Annotated in this window: 2 protein-coding genes; both read left to right on the top strand. The window is 76.3% G+C overall.

Features of this window, described 5'->3' with window-relative positions; genetic code table 11:
- Nucleotides 1–14 precede the first annotated feature (14 nt).
- On the top strand, nt 15–14972 hold the full coding sequence (locus ACFU9E_RS23860; RefSeq protein ID WP_380715322.1) for a type I polyketide synthase: 14958 nt from the start codon (nt 15–17) through the stop codon (nt 14970–14972).
- A 6-nt stretch (nt 14973–14978) separates the two neighbouring features.
- A complete protein-coding gene (locus tag ACFU9E_RS23855; RefSeq protein WP_380715331.1) occupies nt 14979–26159 on the top strand; it encodes a type I polyketide synthase in 11181 nt (3726 codons plus the stop codon).
- The last annotated feature ends 1 nt before the right edge of the window (nt 26160 follow it).

Raw genomic sequence — 26160 nt, 5'->3', positions numbered from 1 at the left:
ATCGACGGCAAGCGATGGCAAGCGATGGCAAACCGACCGGCACGTACTCCCCTCGGCATCGCGGAACGGAATTTCAGATGACTGACGAGAACAAGCTCAGGGACTACCTCAAGCGTGCCACCGTCGACCTGCGCCATGCGCGTCAGCGGCTGCGGGAGGTCGAGAGCCGGAACCACGAGCCGATCGCGATCGTGGCGATGAGCTGCCGCTTCCCCGGCGGGGTCAGCTCGCCCGAGGACCTCTGGCAGCTGGTCGCGGAGGGCGGCGACGCGATCTCCGGCTTCCCGGCCGACCGCGGCTGGGACCTGGAGTCGCTCTACCATCCGGACCCCGGGAACCCCGGCACCACCTACACCCGCGAGGGCGGCTTCCTGCACGACGCGGCCGAGTTCGACGCCGGTTTCTTCGGCATCGGCCCGCGCGAGGCGCTGGCGATGGACCCGCAGCAGCGGCTGCTGCTGGAGGCGTCCTGGGAGGCGGTGGAGCGGGCCTCGATCGACCCGCGCTCGCTGCGCGGCAGCGACACCGGAGTCTTCGCCGGCGTCATGTACCACGACTACGCCTCCCGGCTGCCGCAGTTGCCCGAGGGCATCGAGGGCTACGTGAGCACCGGCAACTCGGGCAGCGTGGTCTCCGGCCGGATCGCCTACACCCTGGGACTGGAGGGCCCGGCGGTGACGATCGACACCGCCTGCTCGTCCTCGCTGGTCGCCCTGCACCTCGCCGTCCAGGCGCTGCGTCAGGGCGAGTGCTCGCTGGCCCTGGCCGGCGGCGTCACCGTGATGGCCGGGCCGACCACGTTCACCGAGTTCAGCCGCCAGCGGGGCCTGTCGCCCGACGGCCGGTGCCGGGCGTTCTCCGCCTCGGCGGACGGCACGGGCTGGGGCGAGGGCGTCGGCGTGCTGCTGGTGGAGCGCCTCTCGGACGCGCGGCGCAACGGGCACCCGGTGCTGGCGGTGGTGCGCGGCAGCGCGGTGAACCAGGACGGCGCCTCCAACGGTCTGACGGCGCCGAACGGGCCGTCCCAGCAGCGTGTCATCCGGCAGGCGCTGGCCAACGCCCGGCTGTCGCCCGCCGAGGTGGACGCGGTGGAGGCGCACGGCACCGGCACCGCGCTCGGCGACCCGATCGAGGCGCAGGCGCTGCTGGCGACCTACGGTCAGGACCGGCCCGCCGACCGGCCGCTGCGGCTGGGTTCGATCAAGTCGAACATCGGCCACACCCAGGCCGCGGCCGGTGTCGCCGGTGTGATCAAGATGGTGCAGGCGATCCGGCACGGGGTGCTGCCGCCCACGCTGCACGTCACGGAGCCCTCGCCGCACGTCGACTGGTCGGCCGGCTCGGTGACGCTGCTGACCGAGGCGACCGCCTGGCCCGAGACGGGCGCGCCCCGGCGGGCCGGCGTGTCGGCCTTCGGCGTCAGCGGCACCAACGCGCACCTCGTCCTCGAACAGCCGGAGCCCCAGCCGGACACGGAGGGCGAGCCGGCCGACGGCGAGCCGTCGGCGCCCGGGCAGGCGCTGCCGCTGATCCCCTGGGTGCTGTCCGGCAAGGACCAGGCCGCCCTCGTCGCCCAGGCTGGACGCCTGCACGCACACCTCGCCGCGGAGCCGGAACTCGACGCCCTCGACGTCGCCCTCTCCCTGGCCACCTCCCGCTCGGCCTTCGAGCACCGCGCCGTGCTGCTCGCCGCCGACCGGGCCGGGCTCGACAGGGCGCTGGCCGCGCTGGCCGCCGGCTCGCCCGAGCCGGACCTGGTGCGCGGCGTCGCCGAGGACGTCCGCCAGGTCGCACTGGTCTTCCCCGGCCAGGGCTCGCAGTGGGCCGGAATGGCCGTCGAACTGCTCGACGCCTCCGCGGTGTTCCGCGAGCGGATCGGCCAGTGCGAGGACGCCCTCGCCCCCTACGTGGACTGGTCGCTGACGGCCGTGCTGCGCGGGGAGGAGGGAGCGCCCGGACTGGACCGGGTGGACGTCGTGCAGCCGGTGCTGTTCGCCGTGATGGTCTCGCTGGCCGAGCTGTGGCGCTCCTACGGGGTGAGCCCCGAGGCGGTGGCCGGGCACAGCCAGGGCGAGATCGCCGCCGCCTGCGTGGTGGGCGCGCTCTCCCTGCGGGACGCCGCGAAGGTGGTGGCGCTGCGCAGCCGCGCGCTGACCGTCCTGGCCGGCCTGGGCGGCATGATGTCCGTCAACCTGCCGCTGGAGAGCCTGACCCCGCGCCTCGCGCCCTGGGGCGAGCGGCTGTCGGTGGCCGCCGTCAACAGCCCCTCGTCCATCGTCCTGTCCGGAGACCCGCAGGCGCTGGCCGAACTGCGCGACGGCCTGGTCGCCGACGACGTCCGGGCCCGGATGATCGCCGTCGACTACGCCTCGCACTCGGCGCAGGTCGAAGCGGTGCGCGAGCGGGTGCTGGCCGAGCTCGCGGACATCGTTCCGCGCTCCTGCGACGTGCCGTTCTACTCCACCGTGACCGGCACGGCGCTGGACACGGCCGAGCTGGACGCCGACTACTGGTACCGGAGCCTGCGGCAGACCGTGCGGTTCGAGGAGGTCACCCGCGCGCTGGTGGCCCACGGCCACGGCGTCCTGATCGAGGTCAGCGCCCACCCGGTGCTGACGATCGGCATGCAGGAGACCGTCGACGCCCTGGGCGGCGGGGCCGTGGCGCTGGGCACCCTGCGCCGCGGCGAGGGCGGCCCGGCCCGGGTGCTGCGCGCCGTCGCGGAGGCCCACGCACACGGGGCCGGAGTCCACTGGCCGGCGGTCCTCGCCGGCACCGGCGCCCGCACCGTCCCGCTGCCCACCTACGCCTTCCAGCACCAGCGGTACTGGCTGGACGCCCCGCACACCGCCGGTGACGCCGCCGGCCTCGGGCTCGGCGCGGCGGACCACCCGCTGCTGGGCGCCGTCGTCACGCTGGCGGACTCCGACGGCCTGCTGCTCACCGGCCGGCTCTCCGCGCACACCCACCCCTGGCTCGCCGACCACGTCGTGCTGGGCACGGTGCTGCTGCCGGGCACGGCCTTCGTCGAGCTCGCGATCCGGGCCGGCGACCAGGTCGGCTGCGGCCTGCTGGAGGAACTGACCCTGGAGGCGCCGCTGCTGCTGCCCGATCACGGCGGCGTGGTGGTGCAGGTCTCGGTCGGCCCCCCGGACGGGAACGGCCGGCGCTCCTTCGGCCTGTACTCGCGGCCCGAGGACGCCCCCGCCGAGGACGAGTGGACCCGCCACGGCACCGGCGTGCTGGGCACGGGCCCCGCCGACGCGGGCGAGGACCTCACCCACTGGCCGCCCGCCGACGCCACCGCGATCGACCTCACCGGCTTCTACGACCGCCTCGCCGAGCGCTCCTTCGACTACGGCCCGGTCTTCCAGGGCCTGCGGGCCGCCTGGCGGCGCGGCGAGGAGGTCTTCGCCACCGTCGCCCTGCCCGCCGAGGCGCAGCCCGAGGCGGCCCGGTTCGGCCTGCACCCGGCGCTGCTGGACGCGGCGCTGCACGCCGTGGGCTTCGGCCCGCTCGGCGACATGGGCACCGGACGGCTGGCGTTCTCCTGGGAGGGGGTGCGCCTGCACGCCACCGGCGCCGCCGAACTGCGCGTGCGGCTGGCCCCCACCGGCACCGACGCCGTGTCGGTGACCGTCGCCGACGGCACCGGCCGGGCGGTGGCCGGGGTCGGCACGCTCTCCTTCCGCACGGTCGGCGACGAACAGCTGCGCCCGGCCCGCGGCGGACACCACGACGCCCTCTACCGGGTGGACTGGACGGCGCTGCCCGTGCCGGCCACCGCACCCGAAGGCCCCTGGGCGGTGCTCGGTGACGACGCCTCGGCGGCCGTCCGGGCGCTGCTGGACGGTCCCCGGCCGCCGCGGGCCTTCGCCACCCCGGCGGCACTGACCGAGGCCGTGGCGACGGGCGCAGCGCCGCTGCCCGAGGTGGTGGTGGCCGTCCTGCCCACCGGCGGGGCCGGCGCGCAGGCCGTCCGGGCGACGGCGCGCGACACCCTCGCACTGCTGCACGACTGGCTGGCCGAGGAGCGCCTCACCGGCTCCCGGCTGGTGCTGCTGACCAGCGGCGCGGTGGCCACCGGGGCCGGGGCCGACACCCCGGGCCTGGACCACGCGCCGGTCTGGGGCCTGGTCCGCTCGGCGCAGTCCGAGTACGCCGACCGGCTGGTCCTGGCGGACATCGACGACCACCCCGACTCCTACCGGCTGCTGCCCGCCGCGATCGCCACCGGCGAGCCGCAACTGGCCCTGCGCGCCGGGACGGCGGCCGTCGCCCGGCTGGCCCGCGTCCCGCTGCGCACCGCGCCGGACGCCGCCGGGGACGTCACCGCGGCGCCGCTCGACCCGAACGGCACCGCCCTGATCACCGGCGGCACCGGCGCGCTGGGCGGGCTGGTCGCCGAACACCTCGTCACCGAGCACGGCATCCGCCACCTCGTGCTGACCGGCCGCCGCGGACCCGATGCCGAGGGCGCGGCCGAGCTGCGCGCGCGGCTGACGGCCCTCGGCGCGTCCGTCACCCTCGCCGCCTGCGACGCGGCCGACCGCGACGCCCTCGCCGACCTGCTGGCGGGCATCCCCGAGGACCGGCCGCTGACCGCCGTCGTGCACGCGGCCGCCGTGGTCGCGGGCGGCCTGGTCGACTCGCTGACCCCCGAGGAGCTCGACCAGGTCCTGCGCCCCAAGGTCGACGCGGCACTCAACCTGCACGAACTGACCCGGGACGCCGACCTGGCCGCCTTTGTCCTCTTCTCCTCCTTCGCCGGCACCCTCGGCGGCGCCGGCCAGGGCGCCTACGCGGCGGGCAACGCCTTCCTGGACGCGCTGGCCCACCACCGCGCGGCCGAGGGGCTCGCCGCCTCCTCGCTGGCCTGGGGCGTCTGGGAGGAGCGCGGCGCGCAGACCCGGCTGGCGGACGGTGACCTCCAGCGGATGGCCCGTGCCGGCCTGGTGCCGCTCGCGGCCGACGAAGGCCTGCGCCTGCTCGACCTCGCCCGCACCCTGGACGACCCGGTCCTCGCGCCGGTGCGGCTGGACCTCGCCGCGATGCGCGCCCGGGCGGCCGGCGGCACCGTGCCCGCCCTGCTGCGCGGACTGATCAGGACGCCGGTCCGGCGGGCGGCCGGGGCGGCGGCCGGTGAGGCCTCCGCCGAGCTGGGGCGGCTGGCCGCACTCGCGCCGGCCGAGCGCCGGGAGGCGCTGCTCGCCCTGGTCCGAGGCCAGGCCGCGGCCGTGCTCGGGCACAGCGCCGCCGAGCTGGTCGACCCCGGCCGGGCGTTCCGCGAGCTGGGCTTCGACTCCCTCGCCGCGCTGGAGCTGCGCAACCGGCTGATCGCCGCGACCGGCGTGCGGCTGCCGGTCACCGCGGTCTTCGACCACCCGACCCCGGCCGCCCTGGCCGGGCACCTGCTGGAGGAGGCCTTCGGCGGCGAGCAGGACCTCGTCACCGCCGCCCCCGTCCGCGTCGGCCGCTCCGGCGACGACGCCGAGCCGATCGCGATCGTCGCGATGAGCTGCCGCTTCCCGGGCGGGGTCGCCGACCCCGAGGAGCTGTGGCGGCTGGTGGCCGACGGGACCGACGCGATCACCGGCCTCCCGGCGAACCGCGGCTGGGACCTGGACGGTCTCTACGACCCGGACCCCGACGCCCCGGGCCGCTGCTACACCCGCGAGGGAGGATTCCTGCACGACGCCGACGAGTTCGACGCGGGCTTCTTCGGGATCTCGCCGCGCGAGGCGCTGGCCATGGACCCGCAGCAGCGCCTGCTGCTGGAGACCACCTGGGAGGCGTTCGAGCGGGCCGGCATCGACCCGGCCGCCCTGCGCGGCAGCCGGACCGGCGTCTTCACCGGCACCAACGGCCAGGACTACGCGGCCGGGTTGCGCGAGGCGGACGCGGAGGGACTCGAAGGCCACCTGCTCACCGGAAACTCGGCGGCGGTCGTCTCCGGCCGTCTCGCCTACACCTTCGGCCTGGAGGGGCCGGCGGTGACCGTCGACACGGCGTGCTCCTCGTCGCTGGTGGCCCTGCACCTGGCGGCGCAGGCGCTGCGCTCGGGTGAGTGCGAGCTGGCCCTGGCCGGCGGTGTCACGGTGATGTCGACCCCGGGCGCGCTCATCGCCTTCAGCCGACAGCGCGGCCTGTCCGAGGACGGGCGCTGCCGGGCCTTCGGGGCCGGGGCCGACGGCACCGGCCTCGCGGAGGGCGTGGGCATGCTGCTGGTCGAGCGGCTGTCGGACGCGCGGCGCAACGGGCACCCGGTGCTGGCGGTGGTGCGCGGCAGCGCGGTGAACCAGGACGGCGCGTCCAACGGTCTGACGGCGCCGAACGGCCCCGCGCAGCAGCGGGTGATCCGGCAGGCGCTGGCGAACGCCGGGCTGTCGGCGGCCGATGTCGACGCGGTGGAGGCGCACGGCACCGGGACGACGCTGGGCGACCCGATCGAGGCGCAGGCCCTGCTCAAGGCCTACGGCCAGGACCGGCCCGAGGAGCGGCCGCTCTGGCTCGGGACGGTGAAGTCCAACATCGGTCACACCCAGGCGGCGGCCGGGGTGGCGGGTGTGATCAAGATGGTGATGGCGATGCGGCACGGGGTGCTGCCGCCCACCCTGCACGTGGACGAGCCGTCGTCGCACGTGGACTGGTCGAGCGGTGCGGTGCGGCTGCTGGCCGAGTCGGTGGAGTGGCCGTCCGGCGATCGTCCGCGCCGGGCCGGTGTCTCCTCGTTCGGGGTCAGCGGGACCAATGCGCACGTCATCATCGAGCAGGCGCCGGCTGCGGCGGCCCCGCGTCGTGAGGCGGACGGGGGTGGCCAGGCCGCGAGGCCGTGGGTGCTGTCGGCGAAGTCTCCCGAGGCGCTGCGGGACCAGGCCGCGCGGCTGCTCGCGTACGCGCAGGGGCGTGAGGATCTGGTGGCGGCCGATGCGGCGTACTCGCTGGCCGTGTCCAGGGCGGTGCTGGAGCACCGTGCGGCGGTGGTCGCGCCGGATGTGGCGGGGGCGCTGGAGGGCCTGCGTGCGCTGGCGAACGGCGAGTCGTCCGGGGCGGTGGTCCGTGGTGTCGCGGTGCCGGGGGCGAAGGTCGCTCTGCTCTTCTCGGGGCAGGGGAGCCAGCGGCTGGGGATGGGGCGTGAGCTGCACGCGGCGTTCCCGGTGTTCGCGGAGGCCTTCGACGAGGCCTGCGCCGCTCTCGACGTCCACCTCGAACGCCCTTTGCGTGAGGTGGTGTTCGGGGAGGACGCGGAGCTGCTGGGTCGGACGGAGTTCACGCAGCCGGCGTTGTTCGCGGTGGAGGTGGCGCTGTTCCGGCTCGTCGAGTCGTGGGGCGTGCGGGTGGACTTCCTGGCCGGTCACTCGATAGGCGAGTTCGCCGCCGCCCACGTCGCCGACGTCCTCGCGCTGGCCGATGCCGCTGAACTGGTGGTGGCGCGTGGTCAGTTGATGCAGGAGCTGCCGTCGGGTGGTGCGATGGTGGCGGTGCAGGCCTCGGAGGACGAGGTGGCGCCGCTGCTGGCCGGCCGTGAGGACCTGGTGGGCATCGCGGCCGTCAACGGCCCCTCCTCGGTGGTCATTTCCGGTGCCGACGAGGCGGTGACGGAGGTCGCCGAACTGCTCGCCGCCGACGGTCGTCGTACGAAGCGGCTCGCCGTCTCGCACGCGTTCCACTCGCCGCTGATGGAGCCGATGCTGGCCCGCTTCCGCGAGGTCGCCGAGCGCGTGACCTTCGCCGAGCCGACCCGGCCGATCGTCTCCACCCTCACCGGGGATCCCCTCACCGCCGAGGAGTTGGCCGACCCCGACTACTGGGTGCGGCACGTCCGGCACGCGGTCCGGTTCGCCGACGCCGTCCAGACGCTCGCGGCCAACGGTGTGACGGCGTTCCTGGAGGTCGGCCCGGGCGGCCTGACCCCGATGGTTCAGGAGACCGTGGCCGACACGGACACCGTCGCCGTCCCGGCCCTGCGTGCCGACCGCCCCGAGGCCGAGGCCTTCACCACCGCCCTCGCCCTCCTCCACACCCACGGCATCACCCTCGACTGGACCGCCGCCCTCACCGGCACCGACGCCCGGCACATCGACGACCTGCCGACCTACGCCTTCCAGCGCGCGTCCTACTGGCTCAAGGCGTCCGCCCCGGCGGCCGGCGGAGCCGTCGCGACGGACCCGGCCGACGCGGAGTTCTGGGACGTCGTCGAGCGCGCGGACCTGGCCTCGCTGTCCGAGCGGCTGGAGGTGGACGGGGAGGCACCGCTCAGCTCGGTGCTCCCGGCGCTGTCCAGCTGGCGCCGCCGTCAGCGCGAGCACTCGGTGGTGGACGGCTGGCGCTACCAGGTCCAGTGGAAGCCGCTGACCGTCCGTGGTGATGCCGGACTGACGGGCAGCTGGCTGCTCGTGGTCCCGGACGGCGAGCAGGACCACCCGGTCGCCGTGGCGGTCCGGGCGGCGCTCGGCGCGCACGGCGCCGACGTCGTCGAGCTCTCCGCGAGGGGTGACGACGACCGTGCGGCGCTCGCCGGGCGGCTGGCCGAGACGGTCGACGCCCCGCCCGCCGGTGTGCTGTCGCTGCTCGCCCTCGGTGAGGACCGGCACCCCGGTCACCCGGTGCTGCCCCTCGGGCTGGCGCTGACCACCCTGCTGGTCCAGGCCCTGGGCGATGCCGGGGTGGACGCACCGCTGTGGTGCGCCACCCGGGGCGCGGTGGCGGTCGGCCGGTCGGACGGCGCTCAGAGCCCGTCCCAGGGCATGATCTGGGGCCTGGGCCGCTCCGTGGCGCTGGAGCACCCGCAGCGCTGGGGCGGGCTGGTCGACCTCCCGGAGACGCTGGACGACCGTTCGGTGCGCCGGCTCGTCGCCGTGCTCGCCGGCGGGGGCGAGGAGGACCAGCTCGCCGTCCGCTCCTCCGGCACCTTCGTCCGCCGCCTCCACCGAGCCGCCGCCGCCACGACGGGCACGGGCACCGCCGAGCGCGTCTGGCGCCCCCGGGGCACGGTGCTCGTCACCGGCGGACTGGGCGCGCTGGGCACCCAGGTGGCCCGGCACCTCGCGCAGCGCGGCGCCGAGCACCTGGTGCTCACCGGCCGGCGTGGCCCGTCCACCGCCGGGGCCGCCGAACTCGCCGCCGAGATCGAGGCGCTGGGTGTGCGGGTGACCATCGCGGCCTGCGACGTGTCGGACCGCGACGCGGTGGCCCGGCTGCTCGCCGACCTCCCCGAGGCCGACCGGCCGACCGCCGTCGTGCACGCCGCCGGCATGCCCCAGTTCGCCCCGGTGGAGCGCACGACGCTCGCGGACCTCGCCGAGGTCGTGGCCGCCAAGGTGGCCGGCGCCGTGCACCTGGACGAGCTGCTGGGGGACGGTCCGCTGGACGCGTTCGTGCTCTTCTCGTCCGTCGCCGGTGTGTGGGGCAGCGGCAGCCAGGCCAGCTACGCCGCCGCCAACGCCTTCCTGGACGCCCTGGCGCTGCGGCGCCGGGCCCGGGGCCTGGCCGCGACCGCGGTGGCCTGGGGCCCGTGGGCGGAGGGCGGCATGGTGGACGGCGAGGAGGCCGAGGCCCATCTGCGCCGCCGCGGCCTGCCCGCCATGGCGCCGCAGCCCGCGGTGGCCGCTCTCCAGCGGGCCCTGGACCAGGACGAGACGGCGGTCGTGGTGGCCGATGTGCGCTGGGAGCGCTTCGCCCCCGCCTTCACCGTCACCCGCCCGAGCCCGCTCTTCGGCGAACTGCCCGAGGTGCGGCAGGCGTTGACCGGAACCGAGGACGCGCAGGCCCGGTCCGGTGCCGGACTGCCCTCCCTCGGCCAGGAGTTGGCCGCGCTGCCGAGCGCGGAGCGCGACCGCGTCCTGCTCGACCTGGTCCGCACCGAGGTGGCCGGGGCGCTCGGCCACTCCGGCCCCGAGGCGGTCGCGCCCGATCGGGCGTTCAAGGACCTGGGGTTCGACTCGCTCACCGGCGTCGAACTGCGCAACCGGCTGAACGCCGGCACGGGGCTGCGGCTGCCGACCACCCTGGTGTTCGACCATCCCAACGCGGCGGACCTCGCGGCTTTCCTGGCCACCGAGCTGTCCGGGTCGCAACCGGACGCCGCAGACGCCCCCGTGGCGGCGGCGACCGCGGCCACGGCCGAGGAGCCGATCGCGATCGTCGCGATGGGCTGCCGCTTCCCCGGCGGTGTGCGGTCCCCCGAGGACCTGTGGCGGCTGCTCGCGGACGAGGCGGACGCGGTCGGCCCGTTCCCGACCGACCGGGGCTGGGACACCGAGGCCCTCTACGACCCGGACCCGGAGAAGGCGGGGACCAGCTACGTCAACCAGGGCGGCTTCCTGCACGACGCCGCCTCCTTCGACGCCCGGTTCTTCGGGATCTCGCCGCGCGAGGCGCTGGCCATGGACCCGCAGCAGCGCATCCTGCTGGAGGTGGCCTGGGAGACCCTGGAGCGGGCCCGGCTCGACCCCGTCTCGGTGCGCGGCAGCCGGACCGGTGTCTTCGTCGGCTCCGGCTACCAGGGCTACGGCGCCGGGCTCGCCGAGCTGCCCGAGGGCGTGGAGGGGCACCTGCTGACCGGCAGCTCCTCCTCCGTGATGTCCGGCCGGATCGCCTACACGCTGGGGCTGGAAGGCCCGGCGGTGACGGTGGACACGGCCTGCTCCTCCTCGCTGGTCGCCCTGCACCTGGCGACCCAGGCGCTGCGGCAGGGTGAGTGCTCGCTGGCCCTGGTCGGCGGCGCGGCCGTGATGTCCAGCCCCAACGCCTTCATCGAGTTCAGCCGGCAGCGCGGGCTCGCCGCCGACGGCCGCTGCAAGCCCTTCGCGGCGGCGGCGGACGGCACCGGCTGGGGCGAGGGTGTCGGCATGCTGCTGGTGGAGCGGCTGTCGGACGCCGAGCGCAACGGGCACCCGGTGCTGGCGGTGGTGCGCGGCAGCGCGGTGAACCAGGACGGCGCCTCCAACGGTCTGACGGCGCCGAACGGACCCGCCCAGCAGCGGGTGATCCGCCAGGCCCTGGCCAACGCCCGGCTCTCCACGGCCGACATCGACGCCGTGGAGGCGCACGGCACCGGCACCGCGCTCGGTGACCCGATCGAGGCGCAGGCGCTGCTCGCCACCTACGGGCAGGACCGGCCCGAGGACCGGCCGCTCTGGCTCGGCTCGATCAAGTCGAACCTCGGCCACACCCAGGCCGCCTCGGGCGTCGCCAGTGTGATCAAGACGGTGCTGGCGATCCGGCACGGTTCGCTGCCGCGCACCCTGCACGTGGACGAGCCGACGCCGCACGTGGACTGGTCGGCGGGCGCGGTGCGGCTGCTGACCGCGCCGGTGGACTGGCCGGCGGCCGACCGTCCGCGGCGCGCCGCCGTCTCCTCCTTCGGCGTCAGCGGCACCAACGCGCACACCATCATCGAGCAGGCGCCCGCCGACGCCGCCACGGACGCCGCCTCGCCGGCCCCGTCCGGCGCGGATGCGCCGCGGAGCCTGCCTTGGGCGCTGTCGGCGAAGGACGAACCGGCGCTGCGTGAGCAGGCGCACCGGCTGCTCGCCGCCCTGGACGCCGACCCGGCGGCGGCGCCGGCCGACCTGGCCCTCTCCCTGGCCGTCGCGCGGACCGCCATGGACCACCGGGCGGTCGTCGTGGGACGCGACCGGGCCGACCTCGCCGCCGGACTCGGCGCGCTGGGCCGGGGCGAGTCGGCGGCCGGCCTGGTGCGCGGGGCCGCCGCGCCCTCCCGGGGGCGGCTGGCCCTGCTCTTCTCGGGGCAGGGGAGCCAGCGGCTGGGGATGGGGCGTGAGCTGGAGGCGTCGTTCCCGGTCTTCGCGGAGGCCTTCGACGAGGTCTGCGCGCACCTGGACGTCCACCTCGAACGGCCGTTGCGTGACGTGGTGTTCGGCGAGGACGCGGAACTGCTGAACCGCACGGAGTTCACCCAGCCGGCGCTGTTCGCGGTAGAAGTCGCCCTGTTCCGGCTGGTGGAGTCGTGGGGGGTGCGGGCGGACGTGCTGGCCGGCCACTCCATCGGCGAACTGGCCGCCGTCCATGTCGCGGGCGCCCTCTCGCTCGCCGACGCCGCCGAACTGGTCGCCATGCGTGGCCGGTTGATGCAGGAGCTGCCATCGGGTGGTGCGATGGTGGCGGTGCAGGCCTCCGAGGACGAGGTGGCTCCGCTGCTGGCCGGACGCGAGGACCTGGTGGGCATCGCCGCGGTCAACGGTCCCACGTCGGTGGTCATTTCCGGTGCCGAGGACGCCGTGACGGAGGTCGTCGACCTGCTCGCCGCCGACGGCCGCCGTACGAAGCGGCTCGCCGTCTCGCACGCGTTCCACTCGCCGCTGATGGAGCCGATGCTCGCCCGCTTCCGCGAGGTCGCCGAGCGTGTCACCTTCGCCGAGCCGACCCGGCCGATCGTCTCCACCCTCACCGGGGATCCCCTCACCGCCGAGGAGTTGGCGGACCCCGAGTACTGGGTGCGGCACGTCCGGCACGCCGTCCGGTTCGCCGACGCCATCGGGACGCTCGACGCCAAGGGCGTGACGGCCTTCCTGGAGATCGGCCCGGGCGGTCTGACCCCGATGGTCCAGGAGACCCTGGCCGACGCGGACTTCGTCGCCGTCCCGGCCCTGCGCGCCGACCGCCCCGAATCCGACTCCTTCACCACCGCCCTGGCCGAGCTGCACGTGCGGGGCATCTCCCCGGCGTGGGACGCGGTCCTCGCCGGAACCGGCGCCCGGCGGGTCGACCTGCCCACCTACGCCTTCCAGTACCAGCGGTACTGGCTGCGGGGCGCACCCGGGCGGCCCGGCGCGGCGGCTCCCGCCGACCCGGCCGAGGCCGAGTTCTGGGACACCGTGGAGCGTGGGAAGCCGCAGGCGCTGGCCGAGCGGCTCGGTCTGGACGCCGACGCCCCGCTCGACTCGGTGTTCGCCGCGCTGGCCTCCTGGCGCCGCGAGGCCAGGACGCGGAGCACCGTGGACAGCTGGCGCTACCAGGCCACCTGGAAGCCCTGGACCGACCTCCCGTCCGGGCCGCTGACGGGCGGCTGGCTGGTCGTCGCGGCCGACGACGGGACCGCCGACGCCTGCGCGCGCGTGCTGCGGGAGCGCGGTGCCGAGCCGTCGACGCTGATCGTGGCCGACGCCGGCACCGACCGCGTGATGCTCGCCAAACTGCTGCGCGAGTCCCTGGCGCAGGACACCCCGACCGTCGGGGTGCTCTCCCTGCTGGCGCTGGACGAGCGCGCGCATCCGGTCCACCGGGCGCTGCCGCTCGGGCTCACGGCGACGATGACCCTGGTGCAGGCGCTCGGGGACGTCGAGCTGGACGCGCCGCTGTGGTGCGTCACCCGGGCCGCCGTCTCGGTCGGCCGCTCCAACCCCGTCGAGCATCCGCTGCAGGGGCTGGTGTGGGGTCTTGGCCGCGCGGTCGCGCTCGAACACCCCGACCGCTGGGGCGGGTTGGTCGACCTCCCGCCGTCCGCAGGGTCGGACGCGCGGGCCCTGGGCCGGCTGGCCGACGTGCTCGTCGGCTCCGGGGACGAGGACCAGCTGGCGGTGCGCGACTCGGGCGTGTTCGTCCGCCGGCTGGCGCGGGCCGCGCGCAGCACCCCGGGCCGTGAGTGGCGCCCGCGCGGCACGGTGCTGATCACCGGCGGCACCGGCTCGCTCGGCGGACACGCCGCCCGCTGGCTGGCCCGCAACGGCGCCGAGCACCTGGTGCTGACCAGCCGGCGCGGTGCGGCGGCCGAGGGCGCGGCCGAACTGCGCGAGGAACTGGAGGCGTTGGGGACCTCGGTCACCGTCGCCGCCTGCGATGTGGCCGACCGCGAGGCACTGGCGGGGCTGCTGGACTCGCTGCCGGCCGAACGCCCGCTGACCGCCGTCGTGCACGCGGCCGGTCTTCCGCAGTTCACCGCCGTGATGGAGACCGACCTGACCGAGCTGGCGGACGTGGTCGCGGCCAAGGTGGCGGGCGCCGTGCACCTGGACGAGCTGCTGGCGGACCGGGACCTGGACGCCTTCGTGCTGTTCTCCTCGGTCTCCGGGGTCTGGGGCAGCGGCAGCCAGGCCGCCTACTCGGCCGGCAACGCCTTCCTGGACGCCCTGGCGCAGCGGCGCCGGGCCCGGGGCCTGGCCGCGACGGCGGTGGCCTGGGGCCCGTGGGGCGAGGGCGGCATGGCCGCCGAGGACGGCGCGGCCGAGCACCTGCGCCGGCGCGGCCTGCCGCAGCTGGCGCCCGCGCTGGCCGTCAGCGCGCTCCAGGACGCCCTGGACCGCGACGAGACCGCGGTGGTGGTGGCGGACGTCGACTGGTCGCGGTTCGCGCCGTCGTTCACCGTCGGCCGGGTGAGCCCGCTGCTCGGGGACCTGCCGGAGGTCCGGGAGGCGCTGGCCGGGGCCGTCGGCGGCGAGGAGGCCGCCGGCGGCGGGGCGTCGGAACTCGTGCGGCGCCTCGCGGAGCTGCCGCCGGCCGGTCGGCACGCGGCGCTGCTCGACGTCGTCCAGGTGGAGGCCGCGGCGGTGCTCGGCTACGTTGGGGGCGAGTCCATCGAGCCGGACCGGGCGTTCCGGGAGCTCGGCTTCGACTCGCTCACCGCGGTCGAGCTGCGCAACCGCATCGCCACGGCGACGGGGCTGCGACTGCCCACGACGATGGTCTTCGACCACCCCACGCCCGGCGCGCTCACCGACCACCTGTGCGCCGAACTCCTGCCGGACGCCGGCGAGGGCGGCGGCACGGGCATCGGCGCGGGCACCGGCGACGGCAGCGCCTCCGACGGCGTGCCGGAGGCGCGGTTGCGGCAGACCCTGGCGACCGTCCCGCTCTCCCGCCTGCGGGAGAGCGGACTGCTGGAGGCGCTGCTGCGGCTGGCGGAGCCCGGCACGGGAGAACCGGCACCCGACGACCCCGGCACGGCGGAGTCCATCGAGACGATGGACGTCGACGATCTTGTCGAACTTGCGCTCGGCGACAGCGATTTCTGAGACGGCCTGAGTACGGAGCAGATGATGACCACCTCGAACGACAAGATCGTTCAAGCACTGCGGGCCTCCCTCCAGGAGACCGAGCGGCTGCGTCGCCAGAACCGGAAGCTGGTGGAGGACGCCGCGGAGCCCATCGCGATCGTGGCGATGAGCTGCCGCTTCCCGGGCGGCGTCGCGTCGCCCGAGGACCTGTGGCGGCTGGTCGCCGAGGGCGGCGACGCGATCGGCGGCTTCCCCGACGACCGCGGCTGGGACCTGGAGGCGCTCTACGACCCCGACCCGGACCACGCGGGCACCTGCTACGTCCGCCAGGGCGGATTCCTGCACGACGTCGCCGAGTTCGACGCCGGCTTCTTCGGGATCTCGCCGCGCGAGGCGCTGATGATGGACCCGCAGCAGCGGCTGCTGCTGGAGACCACCTGGGAGGTCTTCGAGCGGGCCGGCCTCGACCCGGGCACGCTGCGGGGCACCCGGACGGGTGTCTACGCCGGTACCAACGGGCAGGACTACGCGCGGCTGTCCAACTCGCCGGAGGACTTCGACGGTTACCTCGGCACCGGCAACGCCGCCGCCGTGGTGTCGGGCCGGATCGCCTACTCCTTCGGCCTGGAGGGGCCGGCGGTGACGGTGGACACGGCGTGCTCGTCCTCGCTGGTCGCCCTGCACCTGGCGGCGCAGGCGCTGCGGCGCGGCGAGTGCTCGCTCGCCCTGGTGAGCGGTGTGACCGTGATGTCGACGCCCGGCGCGTTCATGGAGTTCAGCCGGCAGCGCGGGCTGGCGGCCGACGGCCGCTGCAAGCCCTTCTCCGCCGCCGCCGACGGTACGGGCTGGGCCGAGGGCGTCGGCATGCTGCTGGTGGAGCGCCTGTCGGAGGCCCGCCGCAACGGGCATCCGGTGCTGGCGGTGGTGCGCGGCAGCGCGGTGAACCAGGACGGCGCGTCCAACGGCCTGACCGCGCCGAGCGGCCCCGCGCAGCAGCGGGTGATCCGGCAGGCGCTGGCGGACGCGGGACTGTCCGCGGCCGAGGTGGACGCGGTGGAGGCGCACGGGACCGGTACCTCGCTGGGCGACCCGATCGAGGCGCAGGCGCTGCTCGCGACCTACGGCCAGGAGCGTGAACACCCCCTCTGGCTGGGGGCGCTGAAGTCGAACATCGGTCACACCCAGGCCGCGGCGGGTGTGGCGGGTGTGATCAAGACGGTGATGGCGATGCGGCACGGCGTGCTGCCGAAGACCCTGCACCTGGACGAGCCGTCGCCGCACGTCGACTGGTCGGCCGGGGCGGTGCGGCTGCTGACCGAGGCCGTCGACTGGCCGGAGCGGGACCGGCCCCGGCGGGCGGGCGTGTCGTCGTTCGGCGTCAGCGGGACCAATGCGCACGTGATCCTCGAAGCGGCGCCCGCGGAGGACCGGGCGGAGGAGCCGGCGGACGAGCGGCCGGAGCCTCCGGTGGTGCTGTGGCCGCTCTCCGCCCGCGGCGAGCAGGCGCTGCGCGGGCAGGCCCGGCGGCTGCTGGCCCACCTGGCGGAGCGTCCGGCGGTGGATCCCGCCGACCTCGGCCGCTCGCTGGCCCTCTCGCGTGCCGCCCTGCCGCACCGGGCGGTGGTCGTCGGCACCGGCCGGGACGGGCTGCTGCGCGGGCTGGAGGCGCTGGCTCGGGACGACGCCGACGCGGGCCTGGTCCGGGGAGTCGCGGGGCGGCGCAACAAGCTCGCGTTCGTCTTCTCGGGGCAGGGGAGTCAGCGGCTGGGGATGGGGCGTGAGCTGCACGCGTCGTTCCCGGTGTTCGCGGAGGCCTTCGACGAGGTCTGCGCGCACCTGGACGTCCACCTCGAACGGCCGTTGCGTGAGGTGGTGTTCGGCGAGGACGCGGAGCTGTTGAACCGGACGGAGTTCACCCAGCCGGCGTTGTTCGCGGTGGAGGTGGCGCTGTTCCGGCTGGTGGAGTCGTGGGGTGTGCGGGCGGACTTCCTGGCCGGTCATTCGATCGGTGAGCTGGCCGCCGCGCACGTCGCGGGTGCGATCTCGTTGGCGGACGCTGCCGAACTGGTGGTGGCGCGTGGCCGGTTGATGCAGGAGTTGCCGTCGGGCGGCGCGATGGTGGCGGTCCGGGCCGCCGAGCACGAGGTGGTTCCGCTGCTGGCCGGCCGTGAGGACCTGGTGGGTATCGCCGCGGTCAACGGCCCGTCTTCGGTGGTCCTTTCGGGTGCCGAGGACGCCGTGGCGGAGGTCGCCGAGCTGCTCGCGGCCGACGGCCGCCGCACGCATCGGCTCGCCGTCTCGCACGCCTTCCACTCGCCGCTGATGGAGCCGATGCTGACCCGCTTCCGCGAGGTCGCCGAGCGGGTGACCTTCGCCGAGCCGACCCGCCCGGTCGTCTCCACCCTCACCGGAAACCTTGTCACCGTCGAGGAGCTGGCCGACCCCGACTACTGGGTGCGCCACGTCCGCCAGGCCGTCCGGTTCGCCGACGCCGTGCAGACCCTGGAAGGCCAGGGAACGACGGCGTTCCTGGAGATCGGCCCCGGCGGCCTGACCCCGATGGTCCAGGAGAGCCTGGCCGAGACCGTCGCCGTCCCGGCCCTGCGCGCCGACCGCCCCGAGGCCGAGGCCTTCGCCACCGCCCTGGCCCGGCTCCACACCCACGGCATCACCCTCGACTGGGACGCCGTCCTCGCCGGTCGCGGCACCCGACGCGTCGACGACCTGCCCACCTACGCCTTCGAGCGTCGCCGCTACTGGCTGGAGTCCTCGGCCTTCTCAGCCACCGAGGACGCCGCCGCGGACCCGGTGGAGGCCGGCTTCTGGGAGGCGGTGGAGCGGCAGGACCTCGCGGCGTTCGCCGACCGCATCCAGGTGACCGAGGACGCCCCGCTGACCTCCGTCCTGCCCGCGCTCTCCAGCTGGCGGCGCACGCACCGGGAGCAGTCCACCGTGGACGGCTGGCGCTACCGGATCACTTGGAAGCCCGCGAGCGACCTCAAGGAGGCCGCTCCGAGCGGGCGCCGGCTCGTCCTGCTGCCCGCCGGGCCGGACGGCGACGGCTGGGGAGCGGCCGTCGTCGGCGCGCTGCGCGAGCACGGCGAGGAGGTCGTCCCGGTCGTCGTGGACACCGCGGCCGGCCGCGAAACCGTCGCCGAGCAGCTGCGCGGCGTCCTCGCCGGTCTTCCCCCCGAGGCCGCCACCGTCACCGGGGTGCTCTCCCTGCTCGCGGTGGACGAGCGGCCGCACCCCGTCCACCCGGTGCTCCCGGCGGGCCTGGCCGCCACCCTCGCGGTGGTCCAGGCGCTCGGCGACACCGGCCTCGACGCCCCGCTCTGGTGTGCCACCCGGGGCGCCGTCTCCATCGGCTCCTCCGACCCGGTCCGCAGCGCCCACCAGGCGCAGGTCTGGGCGCTGGGCCGGACGGCGGCACTGGAGCACGGCCGGCGCTGGGGCGGTCTGGTGGACCTCCCGGAGGTGCTGGACGAGCGCGCCGCCCGCCGGCTGGCGGCCGTGCTGGCCGGCTCCGGCGCGGAGGACCAGCTCGCGGTGCGCGGCTCGGGCGTCTACGTCCGCCGGCTGACGCGCGCCCCGCAGGGCGCCGTCACGGCGGGCGCCGCCCGGCGCCCGCGCGGGACCGTCCTGATCACCGGCGGCACGGGCGCCCTCGGCGGCCATGTGGCGCGCCGGCTGGCCCGCGACGGCGCCGAGCACCTGGTACTGGTCGGCCGCCGAGGCCTCGCGGCCGAGGGCTCGGCGGAACTCCGCGACGAGCTCGTCGGGCTGGGCGCCGAGGTCACCGTCGCCGCGTGCGACGTGGCAGACCGGGAGGCGCTGGCGCGCCTGCTGGACGGGCTGCCCGCCGAGTACCCGCTGACCGCCGTGGTGCACGCCGCCGGTGTGGGCACGCCCGGCCTGCTGGCCGACACCACACCGGAGGAGTTCGCCCGGGTGGTGGCCGCGAAGGTCGCCGGCGCGCGGCACCTGGACGAGCTGTTGGGCGAGCGCGAGCTGGACGCGTTCGTGCTCTTCTCCTCGATCTCCGGCGTCTGGGGCGCCGGGGGCCAGGCCGCCTACGCGGTGGCCAACGCCGCCCTCGACACGCTGGCCGAGCGGCGCCGGGCACGCGGACTGGCCGCGACGGCGGTGGCCTGGGGGCCCTGGGCCGGCGGCGGCATGGTCGAGGACGGCGACGCCGAGGAACGCCTCAGGCTGCGCGGACTGCCGGCACTCGCCCCGGAGTCGGCGATCTCCGCGCTGTGGGGCGCGCTGGACCGCGAGGAGACCGCCGTCACGGTCGCGGACGTCGACTGGGCGCGCTTCGCGCCGTCCTTCACCCTGATGCGGCCCAGCCCGCTGCTCGCCGACCTGCCGGAGGTCCGGTCCGCGCTGGCGGCCGCCGACCCGCAACCGGCCGCCGATGCGGCCGTGCCCGCCTTCGTGCGGCGGGTGACCGCGCTGGCGGAGGCCGAGCAGCGGCGCGCGGTGCTCGACCTGGTCCGGGCCGAGGCGGCCGCCGTGCTCGGTCACGGCGGCTCGGAGCAGGTCGCCGCCGACCGGGCCTTCCGGGAGCTGGGCTTCGACTCGCTGACCGCCGTCGAGCTGCGCAACCGGCTGGCCGCGGCGACCGGCGTGCGGCTGCCGGCGACCCTGGTCTTCGACCACCCGTCGCCCGCCGTGCTGGCCGCCCACCTGCGCGCGCAGCTGACCGGCGCCGTCGAGGCGGCCACGCCGACGGCCGCTGCCACGGGCGTGTCGCTCGACGACGAGCCGATCGCGATCGTCGCGATGAGCTGCCGCTACCCGGGAGCGGTGCGCTCGCCCGAGGAGCTGTGGCGACTGGTGGCCGAGGGCCGCGACGCGGTGGCCGGGTTCCCGGCGGACCGGGGCTGGGACCTGGAGGCGCTCTACGACCCCGACCCGGACCGGCCGGGCACCACCTACGCTGCGGACGGCGGATTCCTCTACGACGTCGCCGACTTCGACCCCGCGTTCTTCGGCATCTCGCCGCGCGAGGCACTCGCCATGGACCCGCAGCAGCGGCTGCTCCTCGAACTGACCTGGGAGGCCTTCGAACGGGCCGGGATCGCCCCGGACGCGATGCGCGGCACCCGGACCGGCGTCTTCATGGGATCCGGCTACCAGGACTACGCCTCACGCCTGTTGAGCGTGCCGCAGGACCTGGAGGGCTACATCGGCACCGGCAGTTCGGCGAGCGTGGTGTCGGGCCGGATCGCCTACTCCTTCGGCCTGGAGGGGCCGACCCTGACGGTCGACACCGCGTGCTCCTCCTCGCTGGTCGCCCTGCACCTCGCGGCGCAGGCGCTGCGGCGCGGCGAGTGCTCGCTCGCCCTCGCGGGCGGGGTGACGGTGATGTCCAGCCCGAACGCGTTCATCGAGTTCAGCCGGCAGCGCGGGCTCGCCGCCGACGGCCGCTGCAAGCCCTTCGCGGCGGCCGCGGACGGCACGGGCTGGGGCGAGGGCGCGGGCATGCTGCTGGTCGAGCGGCTCTCGGACGCCGAGCGCAACGGGCACCCGGTGCTGGCGGTGGTGCGCGGCAGTGCGGTGAACCAGGACGGCGCCTCCAACGGCCTGACCGCCCCCAACGGCCCCGCCCAGCAGCGGGTGATCCGCCAGGCCCTCGCGGACGCGGGACTGTCCGCGGCCGACGTGGACGTGGTGGAGGCGCACGGCACCGGGACGACGCTCGGTGACCCGATCGAGGCGCAGGCGCTGCTGGCCACGTACGGGCAGGAGCGCGAAAGCCCGCTGTGGCTGGGCTCGTTGAAGTCCAACATCGGTCACACCCAGGCGGCGGCCGGGGTCGGCGGCATCATCAAGATGGTCCAGGCCCTGCGGCACGAGGTGCTGCCGAGGACCCTGCACGTGGACGAGCCCACCCCGCACGTCGACTGGTCGGCGGGCGCCGTGGAGCTGCTGACCGAGCCCGTCGCGTGGCCGCGGGACGAGCGGCCGCGCCGCGCCGGGATCTCGTCCTTCGGTGTGAGCGGCACCAACGCACACGTGATCATCGAGCAAGCGCCCGCCCCGGCCGAGCCCGTCCCGACGGCCCCGGACCCGGCAGCCGGCACCGCGACACCGTGGGTCCTCTCGGGAACCACGGCGCAGGCCCTGCGCGGGCAGGCCGAGCGGCTCCACGCCCACCTGGTCGAGCACCCGCGGCTCGGCGCGGCGGACATCGGCCTCACCCTGGCCACCGCACGGGCCGCCCTGGAGCACCGCGCGGTCGTGGTCGCCCCGGACACGGCCGGCGCTCTGGCGGGCCTGCGCGCGCTGGCGGACGGCGAGCCGGCCGGCCCGGTGGTGCGCGGCACCGCGCTGCCGGACGCCGGGCTCGCGTTCCTGTTCTCGGGCCAGGGGAGCCAGCGGCTCGGGATGGGGCGCGAACTGTCCGCGTCCTTCCCGGTGTTCGCGCAGGCCTTCGACGAGGTCTGCGCCCACCTGGACGTCCACCTCGAACGCCCCTTGCGTGACGTGGTGTTCGGTGAGGACCCGGCACTCCTCGACCGCACCGAGTTCACCCAGCCGGCCCTGTTCGCGATCGAGGTCGCGCTGTTCCGGCTGATCGAGTCCTGGGGCGTACGGCCCGGCTTCCTCGCCGGCCACTCGATCGGTGAGTACGCCGCCGCGCACGTGGCCGGGGTGATCCCGCTGGCCGACGCCGCCGAACTGATGGCGGCGCGCGGCCGGTTCATGCAGCGGCTGCCGTCGAACGGGGTGATGGTGGCGGTGCAGGCCGCGGAGGCCGAGGTGCTGCCGCTGCTGGCCGGACGCGAGGACCTGGTGGGCATCGCCGCCGTCAACGGCCCCTCCTCGGTGGTCCTTTCGGGCGCCGAGGACGCGGTCACCGCGATCGTCGAGCTGCTCGTCGCCGACGGCCGCCGCACCAAGCGGCTCGCCGTGTCGCACGCGTTCCACTCGCCCCTGATGGAGCCGGTGCTCGCGGACTTCCGCGCGGTCGTCGAGCGCGTCGCCTTCGCCGCGCCCACCGTGCCGATCGTCTCCACCCTCACCGGACAGCTCGTCACCGCCGAGGAGCTGGCCGACCCCGAGCACTGGGTGCGCCACGCCCGCCACGCGGTCCGGTTCGCCGACGCCGTCGCGGCGCTGGCGGCCCAGGGCGTGACAGCCTTCCTGGAGGTCGGGCCCGGCGGTCTCACCGTCCTGGCCCGCGAGTCGCTGGCCGACAGCGAAGCGGCCACCGTCGCCGTTCCGGCCCTGCGCGCCGGCCGCCCCGAGGCCGAGTCCTTCACCACCGCCCTCGCCCACCTCCACACCCACGGCGTCGCCCTGGACTGGGACGCCGTCTTCGCCGGCCGTGGCGCCCGCCGCGTCGACCTGCCGACCTACGCCTTCCAGCGCCGGCGCTACTGGCTGGACGCCCCGCCCGCGGCCGGCGACCTCACCGGCGCGGGCCTGCGCCCGGCCGAGCACCCCCTGCTGGGAGCGGCGGTCGCGCTCGCCGGAGGAGAGGGCGCGCTGCTGACCGGCCGCCTCTCCCTGGCGTCCCAGCCCTGGCTCGCCGAGCACCTCGTGACGGGCGCGGTCCTGCTGCCCGGCACGGCGCTGGTGGACCTGGTGCTGCGGGCCGGTGACGAGGTGGGCGACGACCTGCTGGAGGAGCTGACGCTCCAGGCGCCACTGGTCCTTCCCGAGCGGGGCGCGGTGCAGCTGCAGATCACGGTCGGCGGCGCCGACGAGACCGGCCGCCGCACCGTCCAGGTGCACTCCCGGCCGGACGGCACCGGGACCGGTGACCCGTGGACCTCGCACGCCACCGGCACCCTGGTCACCGCCGGCCCGGCCGCCGACGAGGAACTGTCGGCCTGGCCGCCGGCCGCGGCGGAGGCCGTGCCGACCGAGGGCTACTACGAGCGCCTGGCGGAGCTGGGGTTCGGGTACGGCCCGGTGTTCCGGGGGCTGCGCAAGGTGTGGCGGCGCGGGGAGGAGGTGTTCGCCGAGGTCGCGCTGCCGGAGGGCACGGAGGCCGGCGGCTTCGGTGTCCACCCGGCGCTGCTGGACGCGGCCCTGCACGCGGTCGGCCTGGGAGGGTTGCTGCCCGACACCGGTCAGGGGCGGATCCCGTTCTCCTGGAGCGGCGTGCGGCTCGCGGCGACCGGCGCACACGCGCTGCGCGTGCGGCTGGCCCCGGCCGGGCAGGACGCCGTCTCGCTGCTGGTCGCCGACGCCACCGGCCGCCCCGTCGCCTCGGTCGACTCCCTCGTCCTGCGCCCCGTCTCCACCGGCGGGCTCGCCCGGGCGCGCCGCACCGAGCAGCAGGACGGGCTGTACCGGATCGCCTGGCCCACGGTTCCCCTGTCGACCGCACCCGTCGAGGGCGTCGAGTGGGCCCTGCTCGGCGCGGACGACCCCGCCGCCCCGGCCGCGACCGCCCTGGCGCCGGCCGGCGTGCACCTCACCGCCCACCCGGACCTCACCGCGCTCGCCACCGCCCTGGACGCCGGAGCCACGCCCCCGCCGGTGGTGCTCGCCCCGGTGGCCCCCGGCGGGGAGAGCGCCGCCGACGTCCACCGGACGACCCGTGAGGTCCTCGCCCTGGTCACGGCCTGGCTGGCCGAGGAACGCACCGCGCGCTCCCGGCTGGTCCTGCTCACCCGCGGCGCGGTCGCCGCCGAGCCCGGCGAGTCCGTGGCCGACCCGGCCCAGGCCGCCGCCTGGGGCCTGGTGCGCTCCGCCCAGTCGGAGAACCCCGACCGGATCCTGCTGGTCGACCTGGACGGCCACCCGGACTCCGTCGGCGCCCTGCCGGCCGCGCCGGCCGCCGGCGAGCCGCAGCTCGCGCTGCGCCGCGGGGCCGCCCACGCCCCCCGGCTGGCCCGCACGGAACCCGGCGCCGCCCTGCGCCCCGCCCCCGGCGCGGCCGGCTGGCGGCTGACGACCGACGGCACCGGCACCCTGGACGGCCTGGCGCTGACCGAGAACCCGGCCGCCACGGCCCCGCCGGCCCAGGGACAGGTCCGGATCGCCGTGCGCGCCGCCGGGGTGAACTTCCGAGACGCGCTCATCGCCCTCGGCATGTACCCGGGCGCGGCGACACTCGGCAGCGAGGCCGCCGGCGTCGTCGTCGAGACCGGGCCCGGAGTCACCGGAACGGCCGTCGGGGACCGCGTCTTCGGCATGGTCGCCGAGACCTTCGGCCCGCTCGCGGTCGCCGACCACCGGATGGTGGCCCGCATGCCGCGCGGCTGGACCTTCGCCCAGGCCGCGTCCGCGCCGATCGCCTTCCTCACCGCCCACTACGCCCTGGTCGACCTGGCCGGCCTGCGCCCGGGCCAGTCGCTGCTGGTGCACTCCGCGGCCGGCGGCGTGGGCATGGCCGCCACCCAGCTGGCCCGCCACCTCGGCGCCGAGGTCTACGGCACGGCGAGCCCCGGCAAGTGGCCGGCGCTGCGGGCCGACGGCCTGGACGAGGCGCACCTCGCCTCCTCCCGGACGCTCGACTTCGAGCCGCACTTCCTGGCCGCGACCGGCGGCCGCGGCGTGGACGTCGTGCTGAACTCCCTGGCCGGCGAGTACGTCGACGCGTCCCTGCGGGTGCTCGCCGACGGCGGGCACTTCCTGGAGATGGGCAAGACCGACGTCCGTGACGCCGCGCAGGTCGCCGCGGCCCACCCGGGCGCCTCCTACCGCGCCTTCGACACCATCGAGGCGGGACCGGACCGGATCGGCGAGACGCTCCGCGCCCTGGTGGACCTGTTCGAGGCGGGCGTGCTGCGGCCGCTGCCGGTCACCGGCTGGGACGTCCGGCAGGCACCCGACGCGCTGCGCCACCTCAGCCAGGCCCGCCACACCGGCAAGCTGGTGCTCACCGTGCCCGCGCCGCTCGACCCGCAGGGCACGGTGCTGATCACCGGAGCCACCGGCGCGCTCGGCGGCCACGTCGCCCGGCACCTGGTCACCGAGCACGGTGTGCGGCGGCTGCTGCTGACCGGCCGGCGCGGCCTCGCGGCCGAGGGCGCCCGCGAACTGCGCGACGAACTCGCCGAGCTGGGCGCGGACGTGACCGTGGCCGCCTGCGACGCGGCCGACCGGGAGGCCGTCGCCGCGCTGCTCGCGACCGTCCCGGCCGACCACCCGCTGACCGCCGTGGTCCACGCGGCCGGGGTGCTGGACGACGGCACGGTGACCTCGCTGACCCCCGAGCGGCTGGCGGCGGTGCTGCGCCCCAAGGTGGACGCGGCCCTGGTGCTGGACGAGCTCACCCGCGACCTCGACCTGTCGGCCTTCGTCCTGTTCTCCTCGGTCGCCGCCACCCTCGGCAGCGCCGGGCAGGGCAACTACGCGGCGGCCAACGCCTTCCTCGACGCGCTGGCCCTGCGCCGACGGGCGGCCGGCCTGCCCGCGACCGCCCTGGCCTGGGGCCCCTGGGCCGAGGGCGGGATGGCGGCCGGGATGGACGAGTCGGGCCGGGGACGGATGGCACGCTCGGGGCTGGTCCCGTTCCGGGTGAAGGAGGGCCTGGAACTCTTCGACGCCGCCCGGTCGGGGGAGGGCGCCCTGGTGGTCCCGGTGCGCTTCGACACCGCGGCCGACCGCGGCGCCGGCACGGCCGCCGTTCCGGCGATCCTGCGCGGCCTGGTCCGCACGCCCGCCCGGCGCACGGCCGAGGCCCCGACGGGCGGCGCGGACACCCTGCGGCAGAAGCTGAGCGGCCTGCCGCAGGCCGAGCAGACCCGCACCCTGCTGGACGTCGTGCGCACGCACGTGGCGGCGGTGCTCGGCCTCGGCGGTCCGCAGGACGTCGAGCGGGGCCGCGAGTTCAAGGCCCTGGGCTTCGACTCGCTGACCGCCGTGGAACTGCGCAACCGGCTCGGAACCGCCACCGGGCTCCGGTTGCCCGCGACGCTGGTGTTCGACTTCCCGAACCCCCTCGCACTGGCGGACCGGATCCGGACCGACCTCGCACCCGAGCCGCCGGCACCGGCGGTGGCGGTCTTCGGCGAGATCGACCGGCTGGAGGCGGTCCTCGCCACCCTCGGATCGGACGACGAACCTCTGCGGGCCGGCGTCCGGACCCGCCTGCAGGCCGTGCTCGCCGGACTCGCCGACACCCCGGCGGCCGAGGCGGCCGGAACGGACGCCGACGGGTCGGACGAGCGGCTCCGGAGCGCGACCATCGACGACATCTTCGAGCTGATCGACCAGGAGCTCGACCCCTCCTGAC

The organism is Kitasatospora sp. NPDC057595, assembly GCF_042800875.1.
Classification (GTDB): Bacteria; Actinomycetota; Actinomycetes; order Streptomycetales; family Streptomycetaceae; genus Kitasatospora.
The sequence above is the reverse complement of the archived record's forward strand: the minus strand, read 5'-3'. Positions and strand labels throughout refer to the sequence as shown.